This is a genomic window from Robertmurraya mangrovi (assembly GCF_034427655.1).
GTDB lineage: Bacteria > Bacillota > Bacilli > Bacillales > Cytobacillaceae > Robertmurraya_A > Robertmurraya_A mangrovi.
This window is the reverse complement of sequence record NZ_JAXOFX010000002.1, coordinates 391,032-410,338: the sequence shown is the minus strand read 5'-3', so window position 1 is coordinate 410,338 and position 19,307 is coordinate 391,032. Positions and strand designations below refer to the sequence as shown.

23 protein-coding genes and 11 tRNA genes are annotated in these 19,307 nt (G+C 36.8%); 5 read left to right on the top strand and 29 right to left on the bottom strand.

Annotation, left to right across the window (positions count from 1 at the left end):
* Window positions 1-67: 67 nt before the first annotated feature.
* The 9 genes from SM124_RS05175 to SM124_RS05135 form a co-directional block, all read right to left on the bottom strand.
* A complete protein-coding gene (locus SM124_RS05175) occupies window positions 68-1,372 on the bottom strand; it encodes a pyrimidine-nucleoside phosphorylase (RefSeq protein ID WP_322445204.1) in 1,305 nt (434 codons plus the stop codon).
* 24 nt (window positions 1,373-1,396) lie between these two features.
* Window positions 1,397-2,218 (bottom strand): purine-nucleoside phosphorylase, encoded by an 822-nt coding sequence (locus SM124_RS05170; protein WP_322445203.1) that lies wholly within the window; start codon window positions 2,216-2,218, stop codon window positions 1,397-1,399.
* Between the two features lie 16 nt (window positions 2,219-2,234).
* Window positions 2,235-3,419: a phosphopentomutase gene (deoB, locus tag SM124_RS05165; protein ID WP_322445202.1), complete on the bottom strand. Its 1,185-nt coding sequence runs from the start codon at window positions 3,417-3,419 to the stop codon at window positions 2,235-2,237.
* A gap of 276 nt (window positions 3,420-3,695) precedes the next feature.
* Window positions 3,696-4,589, bottom strand: a complete 894-nt coding sequence (xerD, locus tag SM124_RS05160; protein WP_322445201.1) for a site-specific tyrosine recombinase XerD — start codon at window positions 4,587-4,589, stop codon at window positions 3,696-3,698.
* A gap of 8 nt (window positions 4,590-4,597) precedes the next feature.
* A complete protein-coding gene (locus SM124_RS05155; protein ID WP_322445200.1) occupies window positions 4,598-4,825 on the bottom strand; it encodes a YqzK family protein in 228 nt (75 codons plus the stop codon).
* A 198-nt stretch (window positions 4,826-5,023) separates the two neighbouring features.
* Window positions 5,024-5,491, bottom strand: coding sequence for a ferric iron uptake transcriptional regulator (gene fur / locus SM124_RS05150; protein ID WP_322445199.1), 468 nt, complete (start codon window positions 5,489-5,491; stop codon window positions 5,024-5,026).
* Window positions 5,492-5,654: 163 nt separating this feature from the next.
* On the bottom strand, window positions 5,655-6,296 hold the full coding sequence (spoIIM, locus tag SM124_RS05145; RefSeq protein WP_322445198.1) for a stage II sporulation protein M: 642 nt from the start codon (window positions 6,294-6,296) through the stop codon (window positions 5,655-5,657).
* 244 nt (window positions 6,297-6,540) lie between these two features.
* On the bottom strand, window positions 6,541-7,710 hold the full coding sequence (locus tag SM124_RS05140; RefSeq protein WP_322445197.1) for an endonuclease Q family protein: 1,170 nt from the start codon (window positions 7,708-7,710) through the stop codon (window positions 6,541-6,543).
* Window positions 7,707-8,258: an NUDIX domain-containing protein gene (locus tag SM124_RS05135; protein WP_322445196.1), complete on the bottom strand. Its 552-nt coding sequence runs from the start codon at window positions 8,256-8,258 to the stop codon at window positions 7,707-7,709. Before SM124_RS05135 ends, SM124_RS05140 begins: the two co-directional genes overlap by 4 nt.
* Before the next feature lie 129 nt (window positions 8,259-8,387).
* On the opposite strand from SM124_RS05135, the gene SM124_RS05130 reads away from it, so the two are divergent.
* Complete coding sequence (locus SM124_RS05130; RefSeq protein WP_322445195.1) at window positions 8,388-9,311, top strand: aldo/keto reductase; 924 nt, start codon at window positions 8,388-8,390, stop codon at window positions 9,309-9,311.
* A 43-nt stretch (window positions 9,312-9,354) separates the two neighbouring features.
* On the opposite strand, the gene SM124_RS05125 is transcribed toward SM124_RS05130, so the two are convergent.
* From SM124_RS05125 to SM124_RS05100, 6 genes are all read right to left on the bottom strand, one after another.
* Complete coding sequence (locus tag SM124_RS05125) at window positions 9,355-9,897, bottom strand: GrpB family protein (RefSeq protein WP_322445194.1); 543 nt, start codon at window positions 9,895-9,897, stop codon at window positions 9,355-9,357.
* Window positions 9,897-10,142 carry a YqkE family protein gene (locus tag SM124_RS05120; RefSeq protein WP_322445193.1) on the bottom strand — a complete coding sequence of 82 codons (246 nt, stop codon included), beginning with the start codon at window positions 10,140-10,142 and terminating at the stop codon, window positions 9,897-9,899. Before SM124_RS05120 ends, SM124_RS05125 begins: the two co-directional genes overlap by 1 nt.
* An 82-nt stretch (window positions 10,143-10,224) precedes the next feature.
* A complete protein-coding gene (locus SM124_RS05115) occupies window positions 10,225-10,596 on the bottom strand; it encodes a VOC family protein (protein WP_322445513.1) in 372 nt (123 codons plus the stop codon).
* A gap of 89 nt (window positions 10,597-10,685) precedes the next feature.
* The gene (locus SM124_RS05110; RefSeq protein WP_322445192.1) at window positions 10,686-11,342 is read right to left on the bottom strand and encodes a CoA transferase subunit B; all 657 of its coding nucleotides are present in this window, start codon (window positions 11,340-11,342) and stop codon (window positions 10,686-10,688) included.
* Between the two features lie 12 nt (window positions 11,343-11,354).
* Window positions 11,355-12,044 (bottom strand): CoA transferase subunit A, encoded by a 690-nt coding sequence (locus tag SM124_RS05105; RefSeq protein ID WP_322445191.1) that lies wholly within the window; start codon window positions 12,042-12,044, stop codon window positions 11,355-11,357.
* A 62-nt stretch (window positions 12,045-12,106) separates the two neighbouring features.
* Complete coding sequence (locus tag SM124_RS05100; RefSeq protein WP_322445190.1) at window positions 12,107-13,294, bottom strand: acetyl-CoA C-acetyltransferase; 1,188 nt, start codon at window positions 13,292-13,294, stop codon at window positions 12,107-12,109.
* Window positions 13,295-13,439: 145 nt separating this feature from the next.
* Between SM124_RS05100 and SM124_RS05095 the strand changes: the two genes are divergently transcribed.
* Window positions 13,440-14,345: a hydroxymethylglutaryl-CoA lyase gene (locus tag SM124_RS05095; RefSeq protein ID WP_322445189.1), complete on the top strand. Its 906-nt coding sequence runs from the start codon at window positions 13,440-13,442 to the stop codon at window positions 14,343-14,345.
* A 90-nt stretch (window positions 14,346-14,435) separates the two neighbouring features.
* On the top strand, window positions 14,436-14,567 hold the full coding sequence (locus tag SM124_RS05090; RefSeq protein WP_322445188.1) for a hypothetical protein: 132 nt from the start codon (window positions 14,436-14,438) through the stop codon (window positions 14,565-14,567).
* Window positions 14,568-14,624: 57 nt separating this feature from the next.
* Here SM124_RS05090 and SM124_RS05085 read toward each other — a convergent pair whose 3' ends face one another.
* The 12 genes from SM124_RS05085 to SM124_RS05030 form a co-directional block, all read right to left on the bottom strand.
* On the bottom strand, window positions 14,625-15,224 hold the full coding sequence (locus SM124_RS05085; RefSeq protein WP_322445187.1) for an undecaprenyl-diphosphatase: 600 nt from the start codon (window positions 15,222-15,224) through the stop codon (window positions 14,625-14,627).
* A gap of 172 nt (window positions 15,225-15,396) precedes the next feature.
* Window positions 15,397-15,487, bottom strand: a tRNA-Ser gene (locus SM124_RS05080).
* A 10-nt stretch (window positions 15,488-15,497) separates the two neighbouring features.
* Window positions 15,498-15,572, bottom strand: a tRNA-Asn gene (locus tag SM124_RS05075).
* A 36-nt stretch (window positions 15,573-15,608) separates the two neighbouring features.
* A tRNA-Ile gene (locus tag SM124_RS05070) sits at window positions 15,609-15,685 on the bottom strand.
* Window positions 15,686-15,689: 4 nt separating this feature from the next.
* Window positions 15,690-15,763, bottom strand: a tRNA-Gly gene (locus tag SM124_RS05065).
* A gap of 4 nt (window positions 15,764-15,767) precedes the next feature.
* A tRNA-Ser gene (locus SM124_RS05060) sits at window positions 15,768-15,860 on the bottom strand.
* 63 nt (window positions 15,861-15,923) lie between these two features.
* Window positions 15,924-15,996: transfer RNA gene (locus SM124_RS05055), tRNA-Ala, on the bottom strand.
* 19 nt (window positions 15,997-16,015) lie between these two features.
* Window positions 16,016-16,092 (bottom strand) — tRNA-Arg (locus SM124_RS05050).
* Window positions 16,093-16,127: 35 nt separating this feature from the next.
* Window positions 16,128-16,203 (bottom strand) — tRNA-Lys (locus SM124_RS05045).
* Between the two features lie 19 nt (window positions 16,204-16,222).
* Window positions 16,223-16,298: transfer RNA gene (locus SM124_RS05040), tRNA-Thr, on the bottom strand.
* A gap of 58 nt (window positions 16,299-16,356) precedes the next feature.
* Window positions 16,357-16,432: transfer RNA gene (locus tag SM124_RS05035), tRNA-Val, on the bottom strand.
* Between the two features lie 88 nt (window positions 16,433-16,520).
* Window positions 16,521-16,595 (bottom strand) — tRNA-Glu (locus SM124_RS05030).
* Between the two features lie 363 nt (window positions 16,596-16,958).
* Between SM124_RS05030 and SM124_RS05025 the strand changes: the two genes are divergently transcribed.
* Window positions 16,959-17,882, top strand: a complete 924-nt coding sequence (locus SM124_RS05025; protein ID WP_322445512.1) for an alpha/beta hydrolase — start codon at window positions 16,959-16,961, stop codon at window positions 17,880-17,882.
* A 35-nt stretch (window positions 17,883-17,917) separates the two neighbouring features.
* Here the strand turns inward: SM124_RS05025 and SM124_RS05020 are convergent, their stop codons facing one another.
* Both SM124_RS05020 and SM124_RS05015 read right to left on the bottom strand, forming a co-directional pair.
* Window positions 17,918-18,454, bottom strand: coding sequence for a hypothetical protein (locus SM124_RS05020; RefSeq protein WP_322445186.1), 537 nt, complete (start codon window positions 18,452-18,454; stop codon window positions 17,918-17,920).
* A 134-nt stretch (window positions 18,455-18,588) separates the two neighbouring features.
* A complete protein-coding gene (locus SM124_RS05015; protein WP_322445185.1) occupies window positions 18,589-18,918 on the bottom strand; it encodes an iron-sulfur cluster biosynthesis family protein in 330 nt (109 codons plus the stop codon).
* A 160-nt stretch (window positions 18,919-19,078) separates the two neighbouring features.
* Between SM124_RS05015 and SM124_RS05010 the strand changes: the two genes are divergently transcribed.
* The gene (locus SM124_RS05010; protein ID WP_322445184.1) at window positions 19,079-19,297 is read left to right on the top strand and encodes a CDGSH iron-sulfur domain-containing protein; all 219 of its coding nucleotides are present in this window, start codon (window positions 19,079-19,081) and stop codon (window positions 19,295-19,297) included.
* The last annotated feature ends 10 nt before the right edge of the window (window positions 19,298-19,307 follow it).

The following is a 19,307-nucleotide window of genomic DNA, read 5'->3' as shown; positions in this document are numbered from 1 at the left end:
AAGATTTACCTTTAGGTTTTAATAAAAAAATTGCCAAGGGAATCACATCCCTTGGCAATTAAAAGACTTATTTTGTAATTTCCTCATGAATTAAAATTGGTGCATCTACTTTTTCACTTGAAACAGAGATATTAGCGTACAGTTTTTCTCTTACTTCTGTGACATCTTCAAAGTTGCTGTAGATTGTAACCATTGATTCTCCAACTTGTACTTGGTCGCCAATTTTCTTATTTAGTACTAAGCCTACAGCTAAATCAATCTCTGATTCTTTTGTTGCTCTACCTGCACCAAGTAGCATAGCTGCTGTTCCTATTTCGTCTGCAACTATATTAGATACATAACCTGCTTCTTTCGATTCTAGCTCTATTTTATATTTAGCTTGTGGAAGCTTAGTAGGATCGTCCACAACAGATGGGTCTCCACCTTGTGATTTTAAGAATGTCTTAAAGGCTTCTAGAGCTGATCCGTCTTGAATCGCTTTTTCTAAAAGTTCTCTAGCCTCAGATAGAGAAGAAGCCTTTTTAGCTAGGAAAACCATGTGACTTCCTAAAGTTAGACAGAGTTCCGTTAAGTCTTCTGGTCCTTGTCCTCTTAACGTATCAATTGCTTCTTTCACTTCTAATGCATTCCCAATCGCAAATCCAAGGGGTTGACTCATATCGGAAATAACCGCCATTGTTTGTCTTCCAACATTGTTTCCGATTCGAACCATAGCACTTGCCAATTCTCTTGAGTCATCTAACGTTTTCATAAATGCACCGGCACCGGTTTTTACGTCAAGAACGATTGCATCTGCACCAGCAGCAATTTTTTTACTCATAATGGAACTTGCTATTAATGGAATACTGTTTACTGTTGCAGTAACATCTCTTAGAGCGTACAGCTTTTTATCAGCCGGAGTTAAATTTCCACTTTGACCGATTACAGCTACTTTATTTTTATTTACAAGATCAATAAATTCTGATTTATCAATTTCTACATGGAACCCTTCCACTGCTTCAAGCTTATCTATCGTTCCACCTGTATGTCCAAGACCACGACCAGACATTTTTGCAACCGGAACACCAACTGCAGCAACAAGCGGTCCTAATACTAGTGTAGTCGTGTCACCAACACCGCCAGTGGAGTGCTTATCCACTTTAATCCCTTCGATTTCAGATAAATCAATTTGGTCACCTGATTCAACCATGGCCATCGTTAATGTTGCTCTTTCATTTTCGGTCATACCACGAAAAAATATGGCCATTGTTAGAGCACTCATTTGGTAATCGGGAATCGAGCCTTCTGTATAGCCTTTTATAATAAAATGAATTTGTTCTTCGGTTAATTCTTTGCCATCTCTTTTTCTTTCAATTAAATCGACCATTCTCATCCTAATCACCACTTTTAGAAAGAATTATTTACCCATCTCTTTAACGATTTCTTTAATCAGACGAAGGAAGTTTGTTTTTACTTTTTCCGTCGTTTCAATTACTTCTTCATGGTTTAAAGGCTGGTCTAGAATACCTGCCGCCATATTAGAAATACAAGAAATACCTAATACTCTTAAGCCAGCATGACGTGCTACAATCACTTCCGGAACAGTAGACATACCAACTGCATCTCCACCTAGAGTACGGAGCATTCTCACTTCAGCAGGTGTTTCATAAGTAGGTCCCGTATTCCCCACGTACACCCCTTCTTGTAGTTTAATATTTAATGAGCTAGCAATTTCTTTTGCTTGGTTACGTAAATCTTTACAATATGCAACTGACATATCAGGGAATCTAACACCTAGACGTTCATCGTTTTTCCCGATTAAAGGATTTGACCCCATATTATTTATGTGGTCCGTGATCAACATTAAATCTCCAGGAGAAAAACTCTCATTCACGCCACCTGCTGCATTTGTAACAATGAGAGACTCAACCCCAAGCTCCTTCATAACTCGTACGGGAAAAGTAACCTTCTCAAAACTATAGCCTTCATAGTAATGGAATCTGCCTTGCATGGCCACAACCTGTACTCCATTTAATAATCCAAATACTAATTGACCTGCATGCCCCTCAACAGTTGAGACTGGGAAATCAGGGATAGAGTCATACGGCACTTTAACAGGTTGTTCAATCTCGTCTGCTAAAACCCCTAAACCGGATCCTAAAATTAGTCCAATTCTTGGCTGTTGTGTATATTTTTCTTTAAGAAAGTTTGCAGCATTTTGTATTTTATTAAAATCCATTTTCTTATCTCCCTCTCTATTGACTTAATTCATCCAAAAAGCTTTTACCGAATTTTGGCATAGTCACTTTAAAGTTATCCGCTACTGTTGCACCGATATCTGCAAATGTTTCACTAATTGGTAACTCTTTACCTTCTCCCATGTCTTTTGCATAAACAAGTAATGGAACATATTCACGTGTATGATCTGTTCCTGGGTGAACAGGGTCATTTCCGTGGTCAGCCGTAATCATTAATAAATCTCCGTCTCTCATTTTTTCAAATACTTCTGGAAGACGAGCATCATATTCTTCTAGAGCTTTCCCATACCCAATAGGATCACGACGATGGCCATATAATGCATCAAAGTCTACTAAGTTCAAGAAGCTTAACCCTGTAAATTCCATATCAAAAGTCTCTAAAAGTTTATCCATTCCGTCCATGTTGGAAATGGTTCTTAAAGATTGGGTTACTCCTTCACCGTCAAAAATGTCTGAAATCTTCCCAATTGCTATTACATCTAAATTTGAATCTTTTAATTCATTCATAACGGTTCGTTCAAAAGGCTTTAATGCATAGTCATGGCGATTGGCTGTACGTTTAAATTGACCTGGTTCACCAACAAATGGTCTTGCAATAACACGACCTACCATATACTTTTCATCTAATGTTAATTCACGAGCAATTTTACAGATTTTATATTGTTCCTCGATAGGAATGATGTCTTCGTGAGCTGCAATTTGTAACACGGAGTCAGCAGATGTATATACAATGAGAGAACCCGTTTTCATATGTTCTTCCCCAAGCTGATCAAGAATCTCTGTCCCACTCGCAGGAATGTTTCCTATCACTTTTCTTCCAGTTCTAGCTTCTAACTCATTAATTAATTCAGCCGGAAAGCCTTCTGGAAACACTCTAAACGGTGTCTTAATATTCAAACCCATAATCTCCCAGTGTCCAGTCATAGTATCTTTACCATTTGAAGCTTCCTGCATTTTTGTAAAATAGGCAAGAGGTGTCGAAGCTTTCTCAATTCCTTGTATTTCACGGATATTACTTAAACCCAATTTTGCCATGTTCGGCATATGTAAACCATTCATTTTCTCAGCAATATGTCCCAAGGTATCTGAGCCTTTATCACCAAATTGTTCAGCATCTGGTGCCTCACCTATTCCAACTGAATCCATCACAATCAAAAATATTCTATTATATTTATAAGGCATGATAATTCCTCCTTTTGTGAACACGGTTACATTTTTATTATGTACTATTTACAAAAATTAAAGCTTACAACTTGGTTCATTTATTTGTTGAAAGGGTAAATTAGTTCGGTTGTTATACTCTATACAATTATAGTTATGTTACCCTCTGTAAAATAATTAACGAAGTCATTTGTCAGAAGTCTGACCTCTTAATTGTATTTTACTAGAGAAAATTCGTCTGAACAAGAAAAAGCTCCCTCAAATTCATGGCAGCTTTTTGAACATTATATGAAACTACTAAGCTCTTGGATGAAATTGACTATATACATCCTTCAGCCTTGTTTTCGTTACATGGGTATAGATTTGAGTCGTTGAAATATCAGCATGTCCTAACATCTCTTGTACAGCACGTAAGTCAGCACCATTCTCTAACAGATGAGTAGCAAAAGAATGTCTTAGTGTATGTGGTGTGAGTTCCTTTTCAATACCAGCAAGACTCGTTAGTCGTTTAAGGATCTTCCAAAACCCTTGTCTCGTTAATCTTTTTCCATGATGATTTAAAAATAACGACTCATCTCGATGCTTTTTGGAAACAAAATGAGGTCTTCCTTCGTCCAAATACTTTTGTATAGCTTCTGCTGCCGTTCTGCCAATAGGAATGATTCGCTCCTTATTCCCTTTTCCAATACAGCGGACAAAGCCCATGGTTATATGTGCATCTCCTATGTTAAGCCCAATCAGCTCACTAACCCTTATTCCCGTTGCATATAGTAGTTCAAGCATCGCTTTATCCCGCAAACCAAAGTGGTCATTTGCTACGGGCGTATCCAGTAATCTCTCAACTTCCGGTAAGCTTAGTACCTTTGGCAAAGTCTTTTCTAATTGAGGGGTTTCCACATGAACGGAAGGATCATGATCAACCACTTTTTCTCTTAGTAAAAACTGGTGAAATGCCCGAATAGACGCTATATGCCTAGCAATCGTCTTGGAAGATTTTCTTTGATCCTTAAGATGTGCTAAGAAGTGAACAATTTGAGCCCGTTGAACACCATTATAATCCTTTATGTTTTCGACTGTTTTTAAGTACTTTAGATAGCTTTTTAAATCTCTTTCATACGAAACTAATGTATTCTTTGCTAATCCTTTTTCTACTAATAAGAAGTGGATAAAATCCTTTAATTGGTCTTCCATTAAAAACATTACTCCCCGTTTTTGTAAAACAATATTAAACGATCGAACCACCCTGACTCCTCGCTAGTTCCACTTGCTGAAACCTTTACGGCAGAACCCCTAGGCTCATCGTAGCGGTGATAGTCCTGGTACTCTTCATTTACCCACATGATACCATAATAAAAAAGAATTGTGCATCCAGTGAACAGAATAAATACTTTTAACGTTTGAAAAACTAATTTAAACCAAGATTTCATTTCTATATCCTCCAACAACCTTTTCCTAGATTCTTCATTAAATTGAGAAACTAGTCTTTTATACTAAAAGGTATGCCAAAAAGGACAAGAATTATACCTTATTACTCCCTGAATGAACCATAAATTATGTGGTTACGTGTATTTACCATAACCTGATTCAAAAAAGAACCCTTTTCTCAATTGAAAAGGGTTTTGACTTTAATTTGTTTTAACTTCTTCTATTTCTTCTTTATCTAGGCAACGATGACAAATACCATGGAAAGTTAGGCGGTGGTCTTTAATTTTAAAGTTCCAATCACGCTCTACTATTTCTTCCACATCTTCTAGTAAATCTTCTTGTATTTCATCAACAGCACCACATTCGATACATACTAAATGATGATGGAAATGAGCAGCTCCTTCTTGTCTTAAATCGTAACGAGATACTCCATCTCCGAAATTTATTTTATCAACAATTTTTAATTCAGTAAGTAATTCTAGCGTTCGATAAACAGTTGCTAAACCAATCTCAGGCGATTTTTCTTTAACAAGGAGGTACACATCTTCTGCACTTAAATGATCCTCTTCATGTTCTAAAAGCACTCGAACGGTCGCTTCACGCTGAGGCGTTAATTTATAACTAGATGAATGCAACTGCTTTTTAATTCTTTCAATTCTGCTTTCCATAACGAAAGTCCTCCCTCGCCACTGTCAATTACCATTATAACAGAAACAGGAAAGGTTTCAAAATGAAATCATTACAATTTAGTAAAAATAATGTTTACTATTTAATAATAATTATAATCTGCATCTTGTTAATACAGGAAAAATCTCCAATAATACCCCTTTGCTATTGGATGGAATTAACAATTGTTTTCATTAATGAAGGCGATATGTATGCTTCTACTCCAGCTGCAACTGTTAAAAAGACAACTGCTACAAATAAAGCAAACGCATATCTACCTAATAGAGGCATTACCGGTTGTGCTAGTTTTTTCATAAACTGTCTTCGAACCATCTTCATAGAGAAGGACACAGAAAGTGTAGCTACAATAATAAAAATAGGGATGATAATTAAGTTTTGAGGTAAGACGGACACAAAAGAAAGGATAAATCCATCCCAGCCCATTTGATTCACTAAGAACCCAACAGTGAAGCCAACCACCATTCCTTTAATAAATAATAATATAAGAATTACCGGTAAGCCAATAATGGAAACTCCTAATATCCACATCAAACCAATGAATTTGCTATTGTGAAGGAAACTTTGAAAAAATAGATCCCTTGATTCTGCAACCTTACCGTCAGATACTTGAGTAAAAAATTGTGATAAATAATAATATAAATCTTCTTTTTGAGTAAAACTTAAGCTATTAACGACTATCGCTCCAAAAATAACTCCCATTAAAAATAGGACGACTACAAAAAGATAAATTGAGGAATGCTCCCGAATATGATTGGCTACAACGTTCTGGTACATTTTGTTCTTCATTTGCTTTTCCTCCTAAAATCTCCTATTAAAAATAATCCCTTGGTCAAAACTTACCTTCCAACACTCTTAATAAATCCTATGCCTGTACACGATTTCATATGACATAGAAATCTAGTATTTTGTCTAGTAGCACAACTTGTTTGGGATTATATTCTTGAATTAGGGGGATATAGAAGAATCTATTTTTACAAAAGTAAAGACCAATAAAAATAGACCGATACTTTCACCGGTCTGTATTTTTACACTATTGGTCAGCTACCTTTCCATAGTTACCTCCCCCACCCGCTTGTAGGGAAAGCTCACCATTTCGGGCAGCTATAATGAGGTTAGCAACTTTTACTGGTACTACTTCTTTTAATGCCTCTACCTGAACCTCGTGAAGAATTGCCATCTCTGTTCCGAAATGATTAAGTAAGCGTTCTAATAACTTTTTACCCAGACCAGGTATAAACTCTAATGGTACTTGGTGGATATAGGGTGGACGGTTGTGTTTTCCTTCTTTTGCCGTTTTTAACTCTAGTATCCGTTCAGCCACACCCTTGATAAATTTACTGTGTTCACAGTTCTTGCAGCTAGTGATTTCTTTTGAACCTTTAGGGGTAAAACATCGTGCACAAACAGTTTCATGGTACTTACCCAATACGGGGTCCAATCCATAATTAGCCACAATTTGTTGACCATTTTGATTATGCAATGCTTCTTTTAAGCCTTTAAATGTTGGATTATTCATTTGAATAATCTGGTACTCTCTAGCAATTTTAGCAAGTGAATGGGCGTCTGAATTAGTAACATAATTGTACGATTGTAATTCTTCCAATTGGTCAGCCATTTCAGTATTTGAACTAAGCCCTAATTCAATTCCATCTATTAATTCCGGCTCTAGTACTTCTGATAAAGAAGCAACTACCCCTTTTCCATATAAGCTTTTAAAAGGAGTGAACACATGCGCAGGGATAAATAAGCCCCCAAGCTTCTTCACTTTCTTTTGTAGCTCACGCCCCGATATATATACCCTTTGAGAGCTAAGGTTGATGTTTTTCAAATGCTTAGCCAGCCATTTTGAAAAATCTTTCATCACCTCTAAATTGGAAAAATAACATAAAACATGGATTGGCCCTTTACAACTTTCATCATAAATCTCAAGCTCAGAACCTGGAATAATCGTTAGACCACCATATAATAACCCGCCGTCTTCATGTTCAACTAAATCCCCAGATTGCAATAACAAACTCATCTCTTCTATTACTTCAGGTGAGTGGCAATCAATAATTCCAATCATATGCAAGCCTTTTTTGTCTCTTGCATGACTGGTTATATTAGAAAAAGTGAGAGTTTTAGCTCCCGTTATTTTTACAGCTTTCCCAGTCATGGTTCGACCGATATGAATATGTAAGTCTACATAGTATAGATTCACTTTTTTAGAGCCTCTTTTAATTGAAGGTATTGAACGGCAAAAGCTGTTTTAGCATCGTAAATTTTCTTTTCCCCAACATATTGAACTGCTTCTTCCAATGTCAATTCGACTAGGTTAACAAATTCGTCTTCATCTAATTGAGCCGCGTTTTCTTTTTTCTTTAGACCTTTTGCTACATATAGGTGAATTAGTTCATCTGCAAAACCTGGTGATGTATAGAAAGAGATTAGCCATTCAAGTTCGTCACATACATAACCTGTTTCTTCTTCCAATTCTCGTCTTGCTGTATTTATAGGTTCTTCTCCCGCCTCTAGCTTACCAGCTGGTATTTCCACTAAAGATCTTTCTAACGGTTTACGGAACTGCTCTACCATGACTATTTTGTTATCATCTTTAATAGCAATAACGGCTACGGCTCCTGGATGCTTTACAATCTCTCGCTTTGATGTTTTCCCATTTGGCAACTCCACATCGTCTACTTGTAGACTAATCACTCTTCCAGAGAATATCTTTTCTGTCTTAATTGTTTTTTCTTCCAGTTGACTCATTCCATCTTCACTCCCTATTCAAATACGTAACTTTATTATAATAAATTATATTTCATTATCATAATGGGTAGTTCCTGATTTGTTATTCATGATACACATCCGATAAAATAAGAACCAGAGGTGAGCTTGTTGGAAAAAAGAAAATTAGGAAAATCGGATTTAATGATTAGTGAATTAGGACTCGGTTGTATGTCATTAGGAACAGATGAAACTCGGGCTCAAAAAATAATTGAAGCTGCTCTTGAAGAAGGAATTAACTACTTTGATACAGCGGATTTATACGATTACGGTATAAATGAGAAAATAGTTGGAGATTCATTAAAAGCTGTTCGAGACAAAGTCATTATTGCCACAAAGGTAGGAAATAAACCGAACCAAACTCGTGATGGATGGACTTGGGATCCTTCAAAAGCATACATAAAAGAGGCAGTCAAACAAAGTTTAAAAAGACTCCAGACAGATTATATTGATTTATATCAACTTCATGGTGGAACTTTAGAGGACCCGATGGAGGCAACGATAGAAGCATTTGATGAACTGGTTAACGAAGGAATTATTCGTTACTATGGAATTTCTTCTATTCGTCCAAACGTCATTAGAGAGTATGTTTCAAATTCAAATATTGTTTCTGTTATGATGCAATACAGCTTATTGGATCGTCGTCCAGAAGAGACCGTATTGCCATTGCTTAATCAAAATCATATTAGCGTAGTTGCTAGAGGGCCACTAGCAAAAGGCTTATTAAGTAATAAATCGATAGAAAAGGCTTCCGAGTCAATCATTGAAAAGGGATACTTGGATTATAGCTTTACTGAGATAGAAGAATTAGTTTCAACGATTCAGTCAAAAATGCTAGAGAACCGCTCTTTCACCGAGTTAGCGCTGCAATATGTACTTTCTCAACCGTCCGTCTCTTCTGTTATTGCTGGGGCTAGTTCCATTGAACAAGTAAAAGATAATGCGACGGCTGTAAAACGTAGCCCTTTATCAGAAGATGAAATTAGTCTTCTTAAAGAGATTTCAAAAGAGAATTTTTATTTAGAGCACCGTTAAACATTAAAGGAGCAGCCTTTCCATCTTAACGGCTGCTCCTTAACTATTTACTTCCTTGACTCCATATCAATGCTTTCTTCTCCAACTCTTGTATTATTGGAGTTTTAGCTTCAATATAGTCATCAATGCTTTCTCTATACATTTTTGCGGCTCTTTCTTTAACTTCACTGTATTCATTTCTAGCCTCAGGATGTGCCCGCAAAAAATCTCTAAATATAAGATGTCGGTTAATTTCAGGATTTCCTTTTTCAAATGCATGTAAATGAACTAATCGATGTGCTTCATTCCCGTCTTTCACCTTATGAAAATAACGGCGGCCAGGGATGCCGTTTTCACCCTTTCCAAAGTAGCCAATCTGCTCAAGTTCAGGAGAATGTTTATCAAATAAGTTGATATCCGCAGCTTCAGCGAGTATATCAATGATTGGTTTTGCACTTAAACCTTCTACTGACGTGCTTCCTATATGATGGAACGTGACATCTGTAGTCCTAAAAACATTTTTTAGCTCTATTTCAGCATTTTCGTACAATCTCTTCCATTCTTTTGTGTAGGGAACCACTTCGACAATCCGCTTTGTTTCAGACATTACTTAAATTCCTTCCAGTTAATGGAACTTTCTTCAAGTAGTTCTTCAAAGGATTTATTCTTTTCCTTTAGTCTTCTCTCTTCTCTTTTTCTTTCCTCTTCAGCCAACTTCTTTTTCTCTTCTTCTACTTTCAATTGCTGTTGTCTTTCTTTCAGTTGGTTTTTTAAATCTAGATTAAGCATATCTCCTAAAGTTACAGGTTTATCATCTTTCTTTACATTAGGACGTTGTTGTTTCTTCTTCATATTGATCCCTCTCTATCATTTGTTGCACTGTTTTCTTGCTTAAAACAGCATTATTATAACACTTATATAAGAGTCTCGCTGCTTATGAGCTAAATTCCAAAAATTCAATTCTATTGCCGAATGGGTCACTTACAAAAAATCTTTCTCTTCCTTCGATTGGAGGCTCTTCTTTGATTTCAATTTTTTCCAACTCTAGTCTTTCCCTTAGTAAGTGTAAATTTTCTACTATGAATCCTGGATGAGCCTTCTTAGCTGGTAAAAAGTCTTCTTGGATGCCGATATGTATTTCTTGTCGCCCAAACTTAAACCAGCACCCCCCTCTTTTTTGAAGATTTTCCGGCTTGGGAATTTCAGTCAAACCTAAAATTTTCCCATAAAAGATTCTTGCTTCCTCTTCGCAACCTTTTGGTCCCGCTAATTGTACATGATCAATTTCTACTAGTGAAAATCCCATCATTACACCTCTCCATCTTAATTAAAGAAAAGTACAGCGAAAACTGTACTTTTCCAATGATTATTTAAGTTTTTGCAAAAACAGCCTATTTAAAAAGCATCTGTTAAAACGGTACTATCAATGATTAGCTCAGGTTCAGTCGATTTTACCACATCATCAATTGTATACCCTTTTGCTACTTCAACCAATTTTAAGCCTTTTTCTGTTACATCCATTACCGCTCTTTCAGTAATAATACGGTTGACTACTTGTTTTCCTGTAAGTGGTAGAGTACACTCTTTTAAAATTTTGGAATCGCCATTTTTATTCGTATGTTCCATAATTACGATGATCTTCTGAGCACCATGAACTAAATCCATTGCTCCGCCCATTCCTTTAATCATCTTTCCAGGAATCATCCAGTTAGCTAAATCCCCTTTTTCAGAAACTTCCATCCCACCAAGAATGGCAATATTTACATGCCCACCACGAATCATAGCAAATGACTCCGCACTGTCAAAATAGGCAGCACCAGGGATAGCTGTAACTGTTTCTTTACCTGCATTAATTAAATCTGGATCAACATCCGATTCTTCAGGATAAGGCCCAATACCTAGTAATCCATTTTCTGATTGAAGTACGACTTGTTTATTTTCAGAAATATAGTTCGCAACAAGTGTCGGCATTCCGATCCCTAGATTGACATAGAACCCATTTTCAATTTCTCTTTCCGCTCTTCTAGCAATGGTTTCACGAACGTTACTCATTAAAATCCCCCCTTACTTTTTCACCGTTAGTCTTTCAATTCTCTTTTCTTGTTTACCTTCTATTAATGACTGAACATAAATACTTGGAGTATGAATTTCATTCGGATTAAGCTCTCCAATTTCATGAAGGTTCTCTACTTCAGCAATGGTTACTTTTCCTGCTGCTGCAATCATCGGATTAAAGTTTCGAGCGGTTTTGTGATACACAAGATTCCCCATCTTATCTGCTTTCCATGCTCTTACTAAACTGAAATCAGCTGTTAAAGCTTCTTCAAGTAAATACTCTTTTCCATTGAACATTCTAGTTTCCTTACCATCAGCGATAGGAGTTCCTACACCAGCTGGAGTATAGAATGCAGGGATTCCTGCTCCACCTGCTCTAATTTTTTCTGCTAAGGTTCCTTGAGGTGTTAATTCAACCTCGATTTCACCTGACAAAACTTGTCTTTCAAACTCTTTATTTTCACCTACATATGACCCTATCATTTTCTTAATCTGCTTATTTTTAAGAAGTAATCCTAATCCCCAATCATCTACACCACAGTTATTGGAGATCACCGTTAAATCTTTCACGCCTTTTTCTACTAATGCTAAAATCAGATTTTCAGGTATCCCACATAGGCCAAACCCTCCAACCATCAACGTTGCTCCATCATTTATCTCCGCAACTGCATCCTGAAAGGAAGTACAAATTCTTTTCATTTTCTTCTCCCCTTTCTTTTGTAATCGTTTACTTTTTTAGATTTAGTAAAAAGTAAAATATTTTAGGCTAGCTCAACGATTGTTGCGACACCTTGCCCGCCGCCAATACATAAAGTTGCTAAACCTTTTTTCGCTTCTCTTTTCTTCATTTCATGAATTAGTGTTACAAGGATTCTTGCCCCACTAGCTCCAATTGGGTGTCCTAAAGCAATGGCTCCACCATTAACGTTAAGGATCTCTTTATTAAATTGCAACTCTCTATCTACAGCTAAAGATTGTGCTGCAAATGCTTCATTTGCTTCAATTAGCTCTAATTCATCCATTGATACAGCTGCTTTTTCAAGAGCTTTCTTAACAGCTGATACAGGGCCGATTCCCATAATACTTGGATCCACACCAGCACTTGCATTTGCTTTAATTGTTACTAGTGGTTTTACTCCAAGCTCATCCGCTTTTGCCTTGCTCATAACAAGTAAGATGGCAGCTCCATCGTTTATTCCTGAGGCATTTCCAGCTGTTACACTTCCATCCTTTTTAAATGCTGGACGAAGATTTGCTAATTTTTCAGCGGTTGTCCCCTTTTTCGGATACTCGTCTGTATCAAACACAACAGGATCGCCTTTACGTTGTGGAATGATGACAGGTACAATCTCATCTTTAAACTTGCCTGCTTCTATAGCCTGGCTTGCTTTTTCTTGGCTAAGTGCCGCAAATTGATCTTGTTCTTCACGAGTTAAATCATACTTCGTGCATAAATTCTCTGCCGTAATCCCCATATGATAATCGTTAAATGCACACCATAAACCATCAGAAATCATCGTATCAATTAATTTTTGATCGCCCATTTTAAAGCCATCACGAGCATTTTTTAATATGTACGGTGCTTGGCTCATATTTTCCATTCCACCTGCTACTACAATTTCAGCGTCTCCCGCTAATATTGCTTGAGTAGCTAAATGAACCGCTTTCAAACCTGAACCACAAACCTTATTTATTGTCATGGCAGAAACCGTTTCTGGAAGTCCTGCTTTAAGAGCTGCTTGTCGTGCAGGGTTCTGCCCAAGTCCAGCTTGTAATACATTTCCTAGAATGACTTCATCTACTTGCTCAGGTTTTAAACCTGCTTTTTCTAAAGCACCTTTTATGGCAATCGCACCAAGTTCAGGGGCTGATACACCTTTTAAACTACCATTAAAACTACCAATTGCTGTTCGAACAGCACTTACTATGACTACTTCTGTTGATGCCATATTCTTCATCCCTTTCAAACAGTTTCACTATTAATAGTTCGAGCGAAATAAAAAAAATCCTCTTATTTTGTCAAAATTTCTATTATTCTTGCTTTTTATATTTTTTTCACTCTACAATAAAACTATGAGAACAGGAGGGGTAAACATGACAAATCAATTACCTAAAAAAGTAACAGTTATAGAAGTGGGTCCTAGAGATGGTTTACAAAATGAAAAGGCTTTCGTACCTACTGAAGTAAAAAAACAATTTATTCAAAAACTCCAAGCATCAGGTTTAAATGAAATGGAGCTAACATCCTTTGTTTCACCAAAATGGGTTCCACAAATGAGTGATGCTGCTGAGATTGTAGCAGATTGTTTAGACCCAAATGCAAGACATATTGTTTTAGCTCCAAATCGCAGAGGTGTGGATCGTGTCTTAGATACAAACTGTCAGGCTGTGGCTGTTTTTGTAGGTGTTAGCGACAGTTTTAATAAGAAAAATATTAACAAAACAACGTCTGAAAGCATGGAAGAACTAAAGCCTATAATTGCCGAACTAAAGGAAAAGGGCTACTTTGTACGTGCATGTATCTCTACGTCTTTTTATTGTCCTTATGAAGGTAAAATAGCTGAAGAAGACACGCTTAGCTTATGTAGAGAATTTGTAGAAGCTGGTGTAGATGAATTAAGTGTTGCTGACACCATTGGGATGGCAGCTCCGCATGAATCTTTTTCCTTATTCAGTAAGTTAAAAGAAGCATTCCCTAATACTTTATTAACTGCTCATTTCCATGACACTCGAAATATGGCGCTTACGAATATCTATGCCGCACTTCAAGCTGGAGTTGACCGCTTTGATACTTCTGCCGGTGGTCTTGGAGGATGCCCGTTTGCCCCAGGAGCTTCTGGCAATGCGTCTACTGAAGACGTGATTTTTATGCTTCATCGAATGGGAATTGAAACAGGTGTTGACTTGGATAAGCTATTGGAAGCTATTGAAGTTGTTAAACCATACCTAACTCGCACGATTGATAGTTCCTATTATCGCCTTCATGCAGAAAAGGTTTAAAAAGTGAATATCCTTCTTCTTCGAAATCCATCTTATAAATAGACTTTTTTGTTAAGTGAAAGTCTATCTTAAGGTGAGGAGGATTAAATCATGAGCCAAAAACGTGACAAAGGCTATTCTCAAAAGGGTAAGCCAAATGCCGATAATGTAAAACAAACCATTGCAGCGGAAGATTTAGAAAAAGCCATTCACCCAACAAAAAGACAAAACTCTCCGCAATAATTACTAATAAAAAAATCAACGCTTTTATTCGTTGCGTTGATTTTTTTATTTATGTCATTAGAGATCCTTTGATTTTTCTTTTACAGGAAGTAGATTTTTTTCAACTTTTTCATATATCTCAAGAAGCTTATTAAATAGTTTTACTCTCTGTATTAGAATATAACTTAGTACTGCTGAGATACTGCCTACTAAAGCTCCCACCAGAACATCAAAAGGATAATGAACTCCCACCCAAATTCGAGAAAGTCCAACTAGCATGGCTAACAAAATCCACAAGAAGCTTGCTTTCTTCTTAAAAAGCATGAAAGAAACGCAAAACGAAAAGAAAAGGATTGTATGATCACTTGGAAAAGAATTATTGATTGCTTTATCTATTAATTGATTTACACTCGATAATTCTGCAAATGGTTGAAGATTAGAATGAAACTTACCTGCTGTCTTACCTATTATTTCAGCAAGAATAAAAGCAAAAGAAGCAGATATAATCATCATTCTATTATTTTCGGTTCTCGTAAACCAAAAGTAAACCACACTCAGGGCTAAAAAAATCACCATATATTCAGTAATAATGACAAATGACGGATTCAAATATGTGTATTCTTTTCCTAAATCATTTATTTTTCTAAAGAGATGAATATTCAATTCTGAAACTCCCACAATGTACCTCCTGAATTAAGTCGTATAGGACTATCTTACCTCGAGAGTTTTAATTCCTTCTTAACGAAATCTTATTTATTTCTTAATAAGAAAAGATTCTTAACAAGAAAAGCCTTTATAGTACAAAAAACACTAACCATCTTTTGATTAGTGTTGAATTACAATTTATGTATGGCGGAGAAGGAGGGATTTGAACCCTCGCGCCGGTTACCCGACCTACACCCTTAGCAGGGGCGCCTCTTCAGCCTCTTGAGTACTTCCCCATATAAAAAATGGCTCCGCAGGTAGGACTCGAACCTACGACCGTTCGGTTAACAGCCGAATGCTCTACCACTGAGCTACTGCGGAATAGTTAGTATTGATTCTTCTTTATTTAGGATTATCTGGTGGGCCTAAATGGACTCGAACCATCGACCTCACGCTTATCAGGCGTGCGCTCTAACCAGCTGAGCTATAGGCCCCAATTGGAGCGGGTGATGGGAATCGAACCCACGACATCAGCTTGGAAGGCTGAGGTTTTACCATTAAACTACACCCGCAAAATGGAGGAGGTAGAGGGATTCGAACCCCCGCGCGGTTTGACCCGCCTGTCGGTTTTCAAGACCGATCCCTTCAGCCGGACTTGGGTATACCTCCGTAATTATGGAAACGTTAAGGAAGATTCTTTTCACTACACTACGTTTCGTGAAAAAATCTAGATGGAGCCTAGCGGGATCGAACCGCTGACCTCCTGCGTGCAAGGCAGGCGCTCTCCCAGCTGAGCTAAGGCCCCATAGTCGTATAAGTGATAATGGCGCGCCCGAAAGGAGTCGAACCCATAACCTTCTGATCCGTAGTCAGACGCTCTATCCAATTGAGCTACGGGCGCGTATGGAAAAATTCTTTTGCTATCGCAAAAAGCTTTGGTGAGCCATGGAGGACTCGAACCTCCGACCCTCTGATTAAAAGTCAGATGCTCTACCGACTGAGCTAATGGCTCTCAATATTTTCTGAATAAATGGTGCCGGCGATAGGAGTCGAACCCACGACCTACTGATTACAAGTCAGTTGCTCTACCAACTGAGCTACACCGGCATGAATGTTTTGAAAAAGGAAGTTTCTTTTTACTTCACTACGTTTCGTAAAAAAGTTTTGGTGGAGGATGACGGGATCGAACCGCCGACCCCCTGCTTGTAAGGCAGGTGCTCTCCCAGCTGAGCTAATCCTCCTTGAAGGAAGTTTCTTTTTATCCCACTACGTTTCGTAAAGGATTAAGGAAGTTTTCTTTTTACTCCACTACGTTCCGTAAAAAAAACTTGGTGACCCATACGGGATTCGAACCCGTGTTACCGCCGTGAAAGGGCGGTGTCTTAACCGCTTGACCAATGGGCCATTATTTAAAACTATTTTAGAATAGTTATTAATGAATCTGCGACAGTTATAAATTATATATAACAACTACTTTGTTGTCAACGTTTTTTTGTATGAATCTCTTTTGAAATATTTTATTATCCTGTCGAGATTTCTTATATTACTATCAATTATAATGTTATGTCAATAATATTTTCAATAAACATTGGGCTGATTTTTTTCTAGTCTCCTACTCATTTTTTAGGAACTATTTTAATTTATTATTATTTTATAGAGGTGCTTTCCTCATTAAATTTTCGAATCTCCTACTTTAAGTTGATTTTTTGTCTAAATTTCCCTCTAAGTGGTAAAATAATTTAAACAGGTTCAAAGGGGTGATGTCTTCTGAGAAGAACTATTCGTTTCCTTTTTTCATTTATCTTTTTCGTAGCAACATTTGGCTTGTACTTTACGAACCGCCTTATGTTTTTGAAGAGGAAAGATGATTTATTTATTTTAAATCGTGAAAAAGAAGCTGGAAGACTTAATCCATTACACTACGATGAACTACCAAAAAGAGAAGTTTTAATTTCTTCTCCTTTCGGTTATTCATTAAAAGCTATTGTTGTAGAACCGTATCGAGCTGATCGATATGTAATTATTTGTCACGGTGTAACAGAAAACAAATTAAATTCAGTGAAGTACATGAATCTCTTTTTAGAGCGAGGGTTTAATTGCGTGATATACGATCATCGTAGGCACGGTGAATCAGGAGGAAAAACTACGAGTTATGGTTACTACGAAAAATATGATTTAAAAGCAGTAGTTGATTGGTTAAAAGCAGAAAAAGGATCAAGTATACAATTAGGTATACACGGAGAATCCATGGGAGCAGCAACAATGATTTTATATGCAGGGTTATTAGAGGATGGGGCTGATTTCTATATTGCCGATTGTCCTTTCTCTGACTTTAAGGAACAGCTGGCTCACAGAATTAAAGTGGAGCTTAAAATCCCTTCTCAGCTCGTCATTCCTATTGCAAATATTTTTCTTCGAATGAGAGATCGATATTCTTTACGTGATGTTTCTCCAATTTCCGTTATAGAGAATATAAAAAAGCCTATTTTGTTTATTCATAGTAAAAAAGATGACTTCATTTTACCTTCCATGACTGAAGCGTTGTTTGAGAGGAAAAAAGGTCCAAAAAAATTATTTATGGCAATGAACGGCGTTCACGCCCAATCACTCAATGAAAATAAAGCTGATTATGAAAAGATGCTTGATGAATTTTTGCGCGATCACATTCTCCCATTAAATGTTCCTATGTAGAGGCTACCCTTGTAGTCTCTTTCTTCTTTTTTTAGTTAATTAGGAAGCTTTGTCCTATACACTACTTTACCGTTTTTGCTTAACCCTCTTACCTTTGAATACTCTCCAAACTGATAATAGTACCTTACACCATCTACTTCAATCACTTTAGCCTCTTCATATTCTTTCCCGGCAACTTCTATGCTCCTAATCTTTTTATTTTCAATTTTCCCTAATAAGAGACTGATTTTATTTTCTAGCTTACCTTTTGTGTCGTAATCATAAAAAGCTTTTTTATAAGTGGTAAACTGTTTGTGTTCATAATAATCCCAATGGTTATTCCCCGCATTACTCCAGCCATTTTGGTCGTCTCCTTTTAAAAAGGCAGCTGTTATGGTCTCAAATTCTCCTAATTTACTTTCTTGCTTTGTTGTATATAAAATGACTACACCATGGGGTACTTCTTCTTTGTGTAAGACCCTTGCAACATTAAAAGGAATCTCTTTTTGAATAGCCTCCTCCAAACCGAGAGGCATACAAGCGGTTAGTAACCATACACTCACCACAACAACCATTACTTTCTTTACTTTCATCTTGTCCCTCCTGCCCATTGATGGTAAAACGCATTAATACCATTTAATGTAAAGGACAAGAGAAACATTCACTTTTTTGCGTTTTTAGCCCCTTTGTCAGGGGTATAATAGGGAATAAAATGAGATTTTCCTATTTAAAGATTTGTTTTTATTAAAAAGCTCATCCTTGGATTTAAATACTGATTAGGACTTTTTAATTGATAGCAATTTGCACTAGAGGAATAATCAATAGTCATTATATCGTCAAGAAAGACTTCTTTTGATTTTTCTACGTAGATGGAACGACCATTCGTTTGTACTTCCCGATCCCCCTCGTCTACTTCTTTAACAAACCATAAAGCTGTTACTCCACTGACTACGCAACCACAGCCTTCTGTGTCATATTTCAGTTTTAAATAGCCTGTTCCTCCATCTAACTTTTCTTCTATTTTCTTTTTTGCTTGCTCTGTAAGTGTAATTTTCATGCGTAGAACTCCTTCCGATGTCATATGAATATTCTAGTGGAACCTATATAAACAATCAAAGTTCTTGCTTTGCCCATTTTATTTATTTTTATTTGCTTTTTTCACGTATCTTCTTTACCATTAAAGGTAAAATGTTACAACTTTGTGAAAGGGTGATCTTATGTCTAAGGTTCAGATTAAAGTAATGGATAATGGTCCATTTCGAGTTACTGGAGAAGTAGAGTTAATAGATGTGGATGGCAATAAGTTTGAAACGAAACAAGCTTTTTCCCTTTGCCGCTGTGGTAAATCATCGAAACTACCTTTCTGTGATGGAACGCATAAAGGCAACTTTGAATCTTGTGTTCGTGCAGAAAAAGTATTAGATGAGAAGGAATAATTTAAAGTCC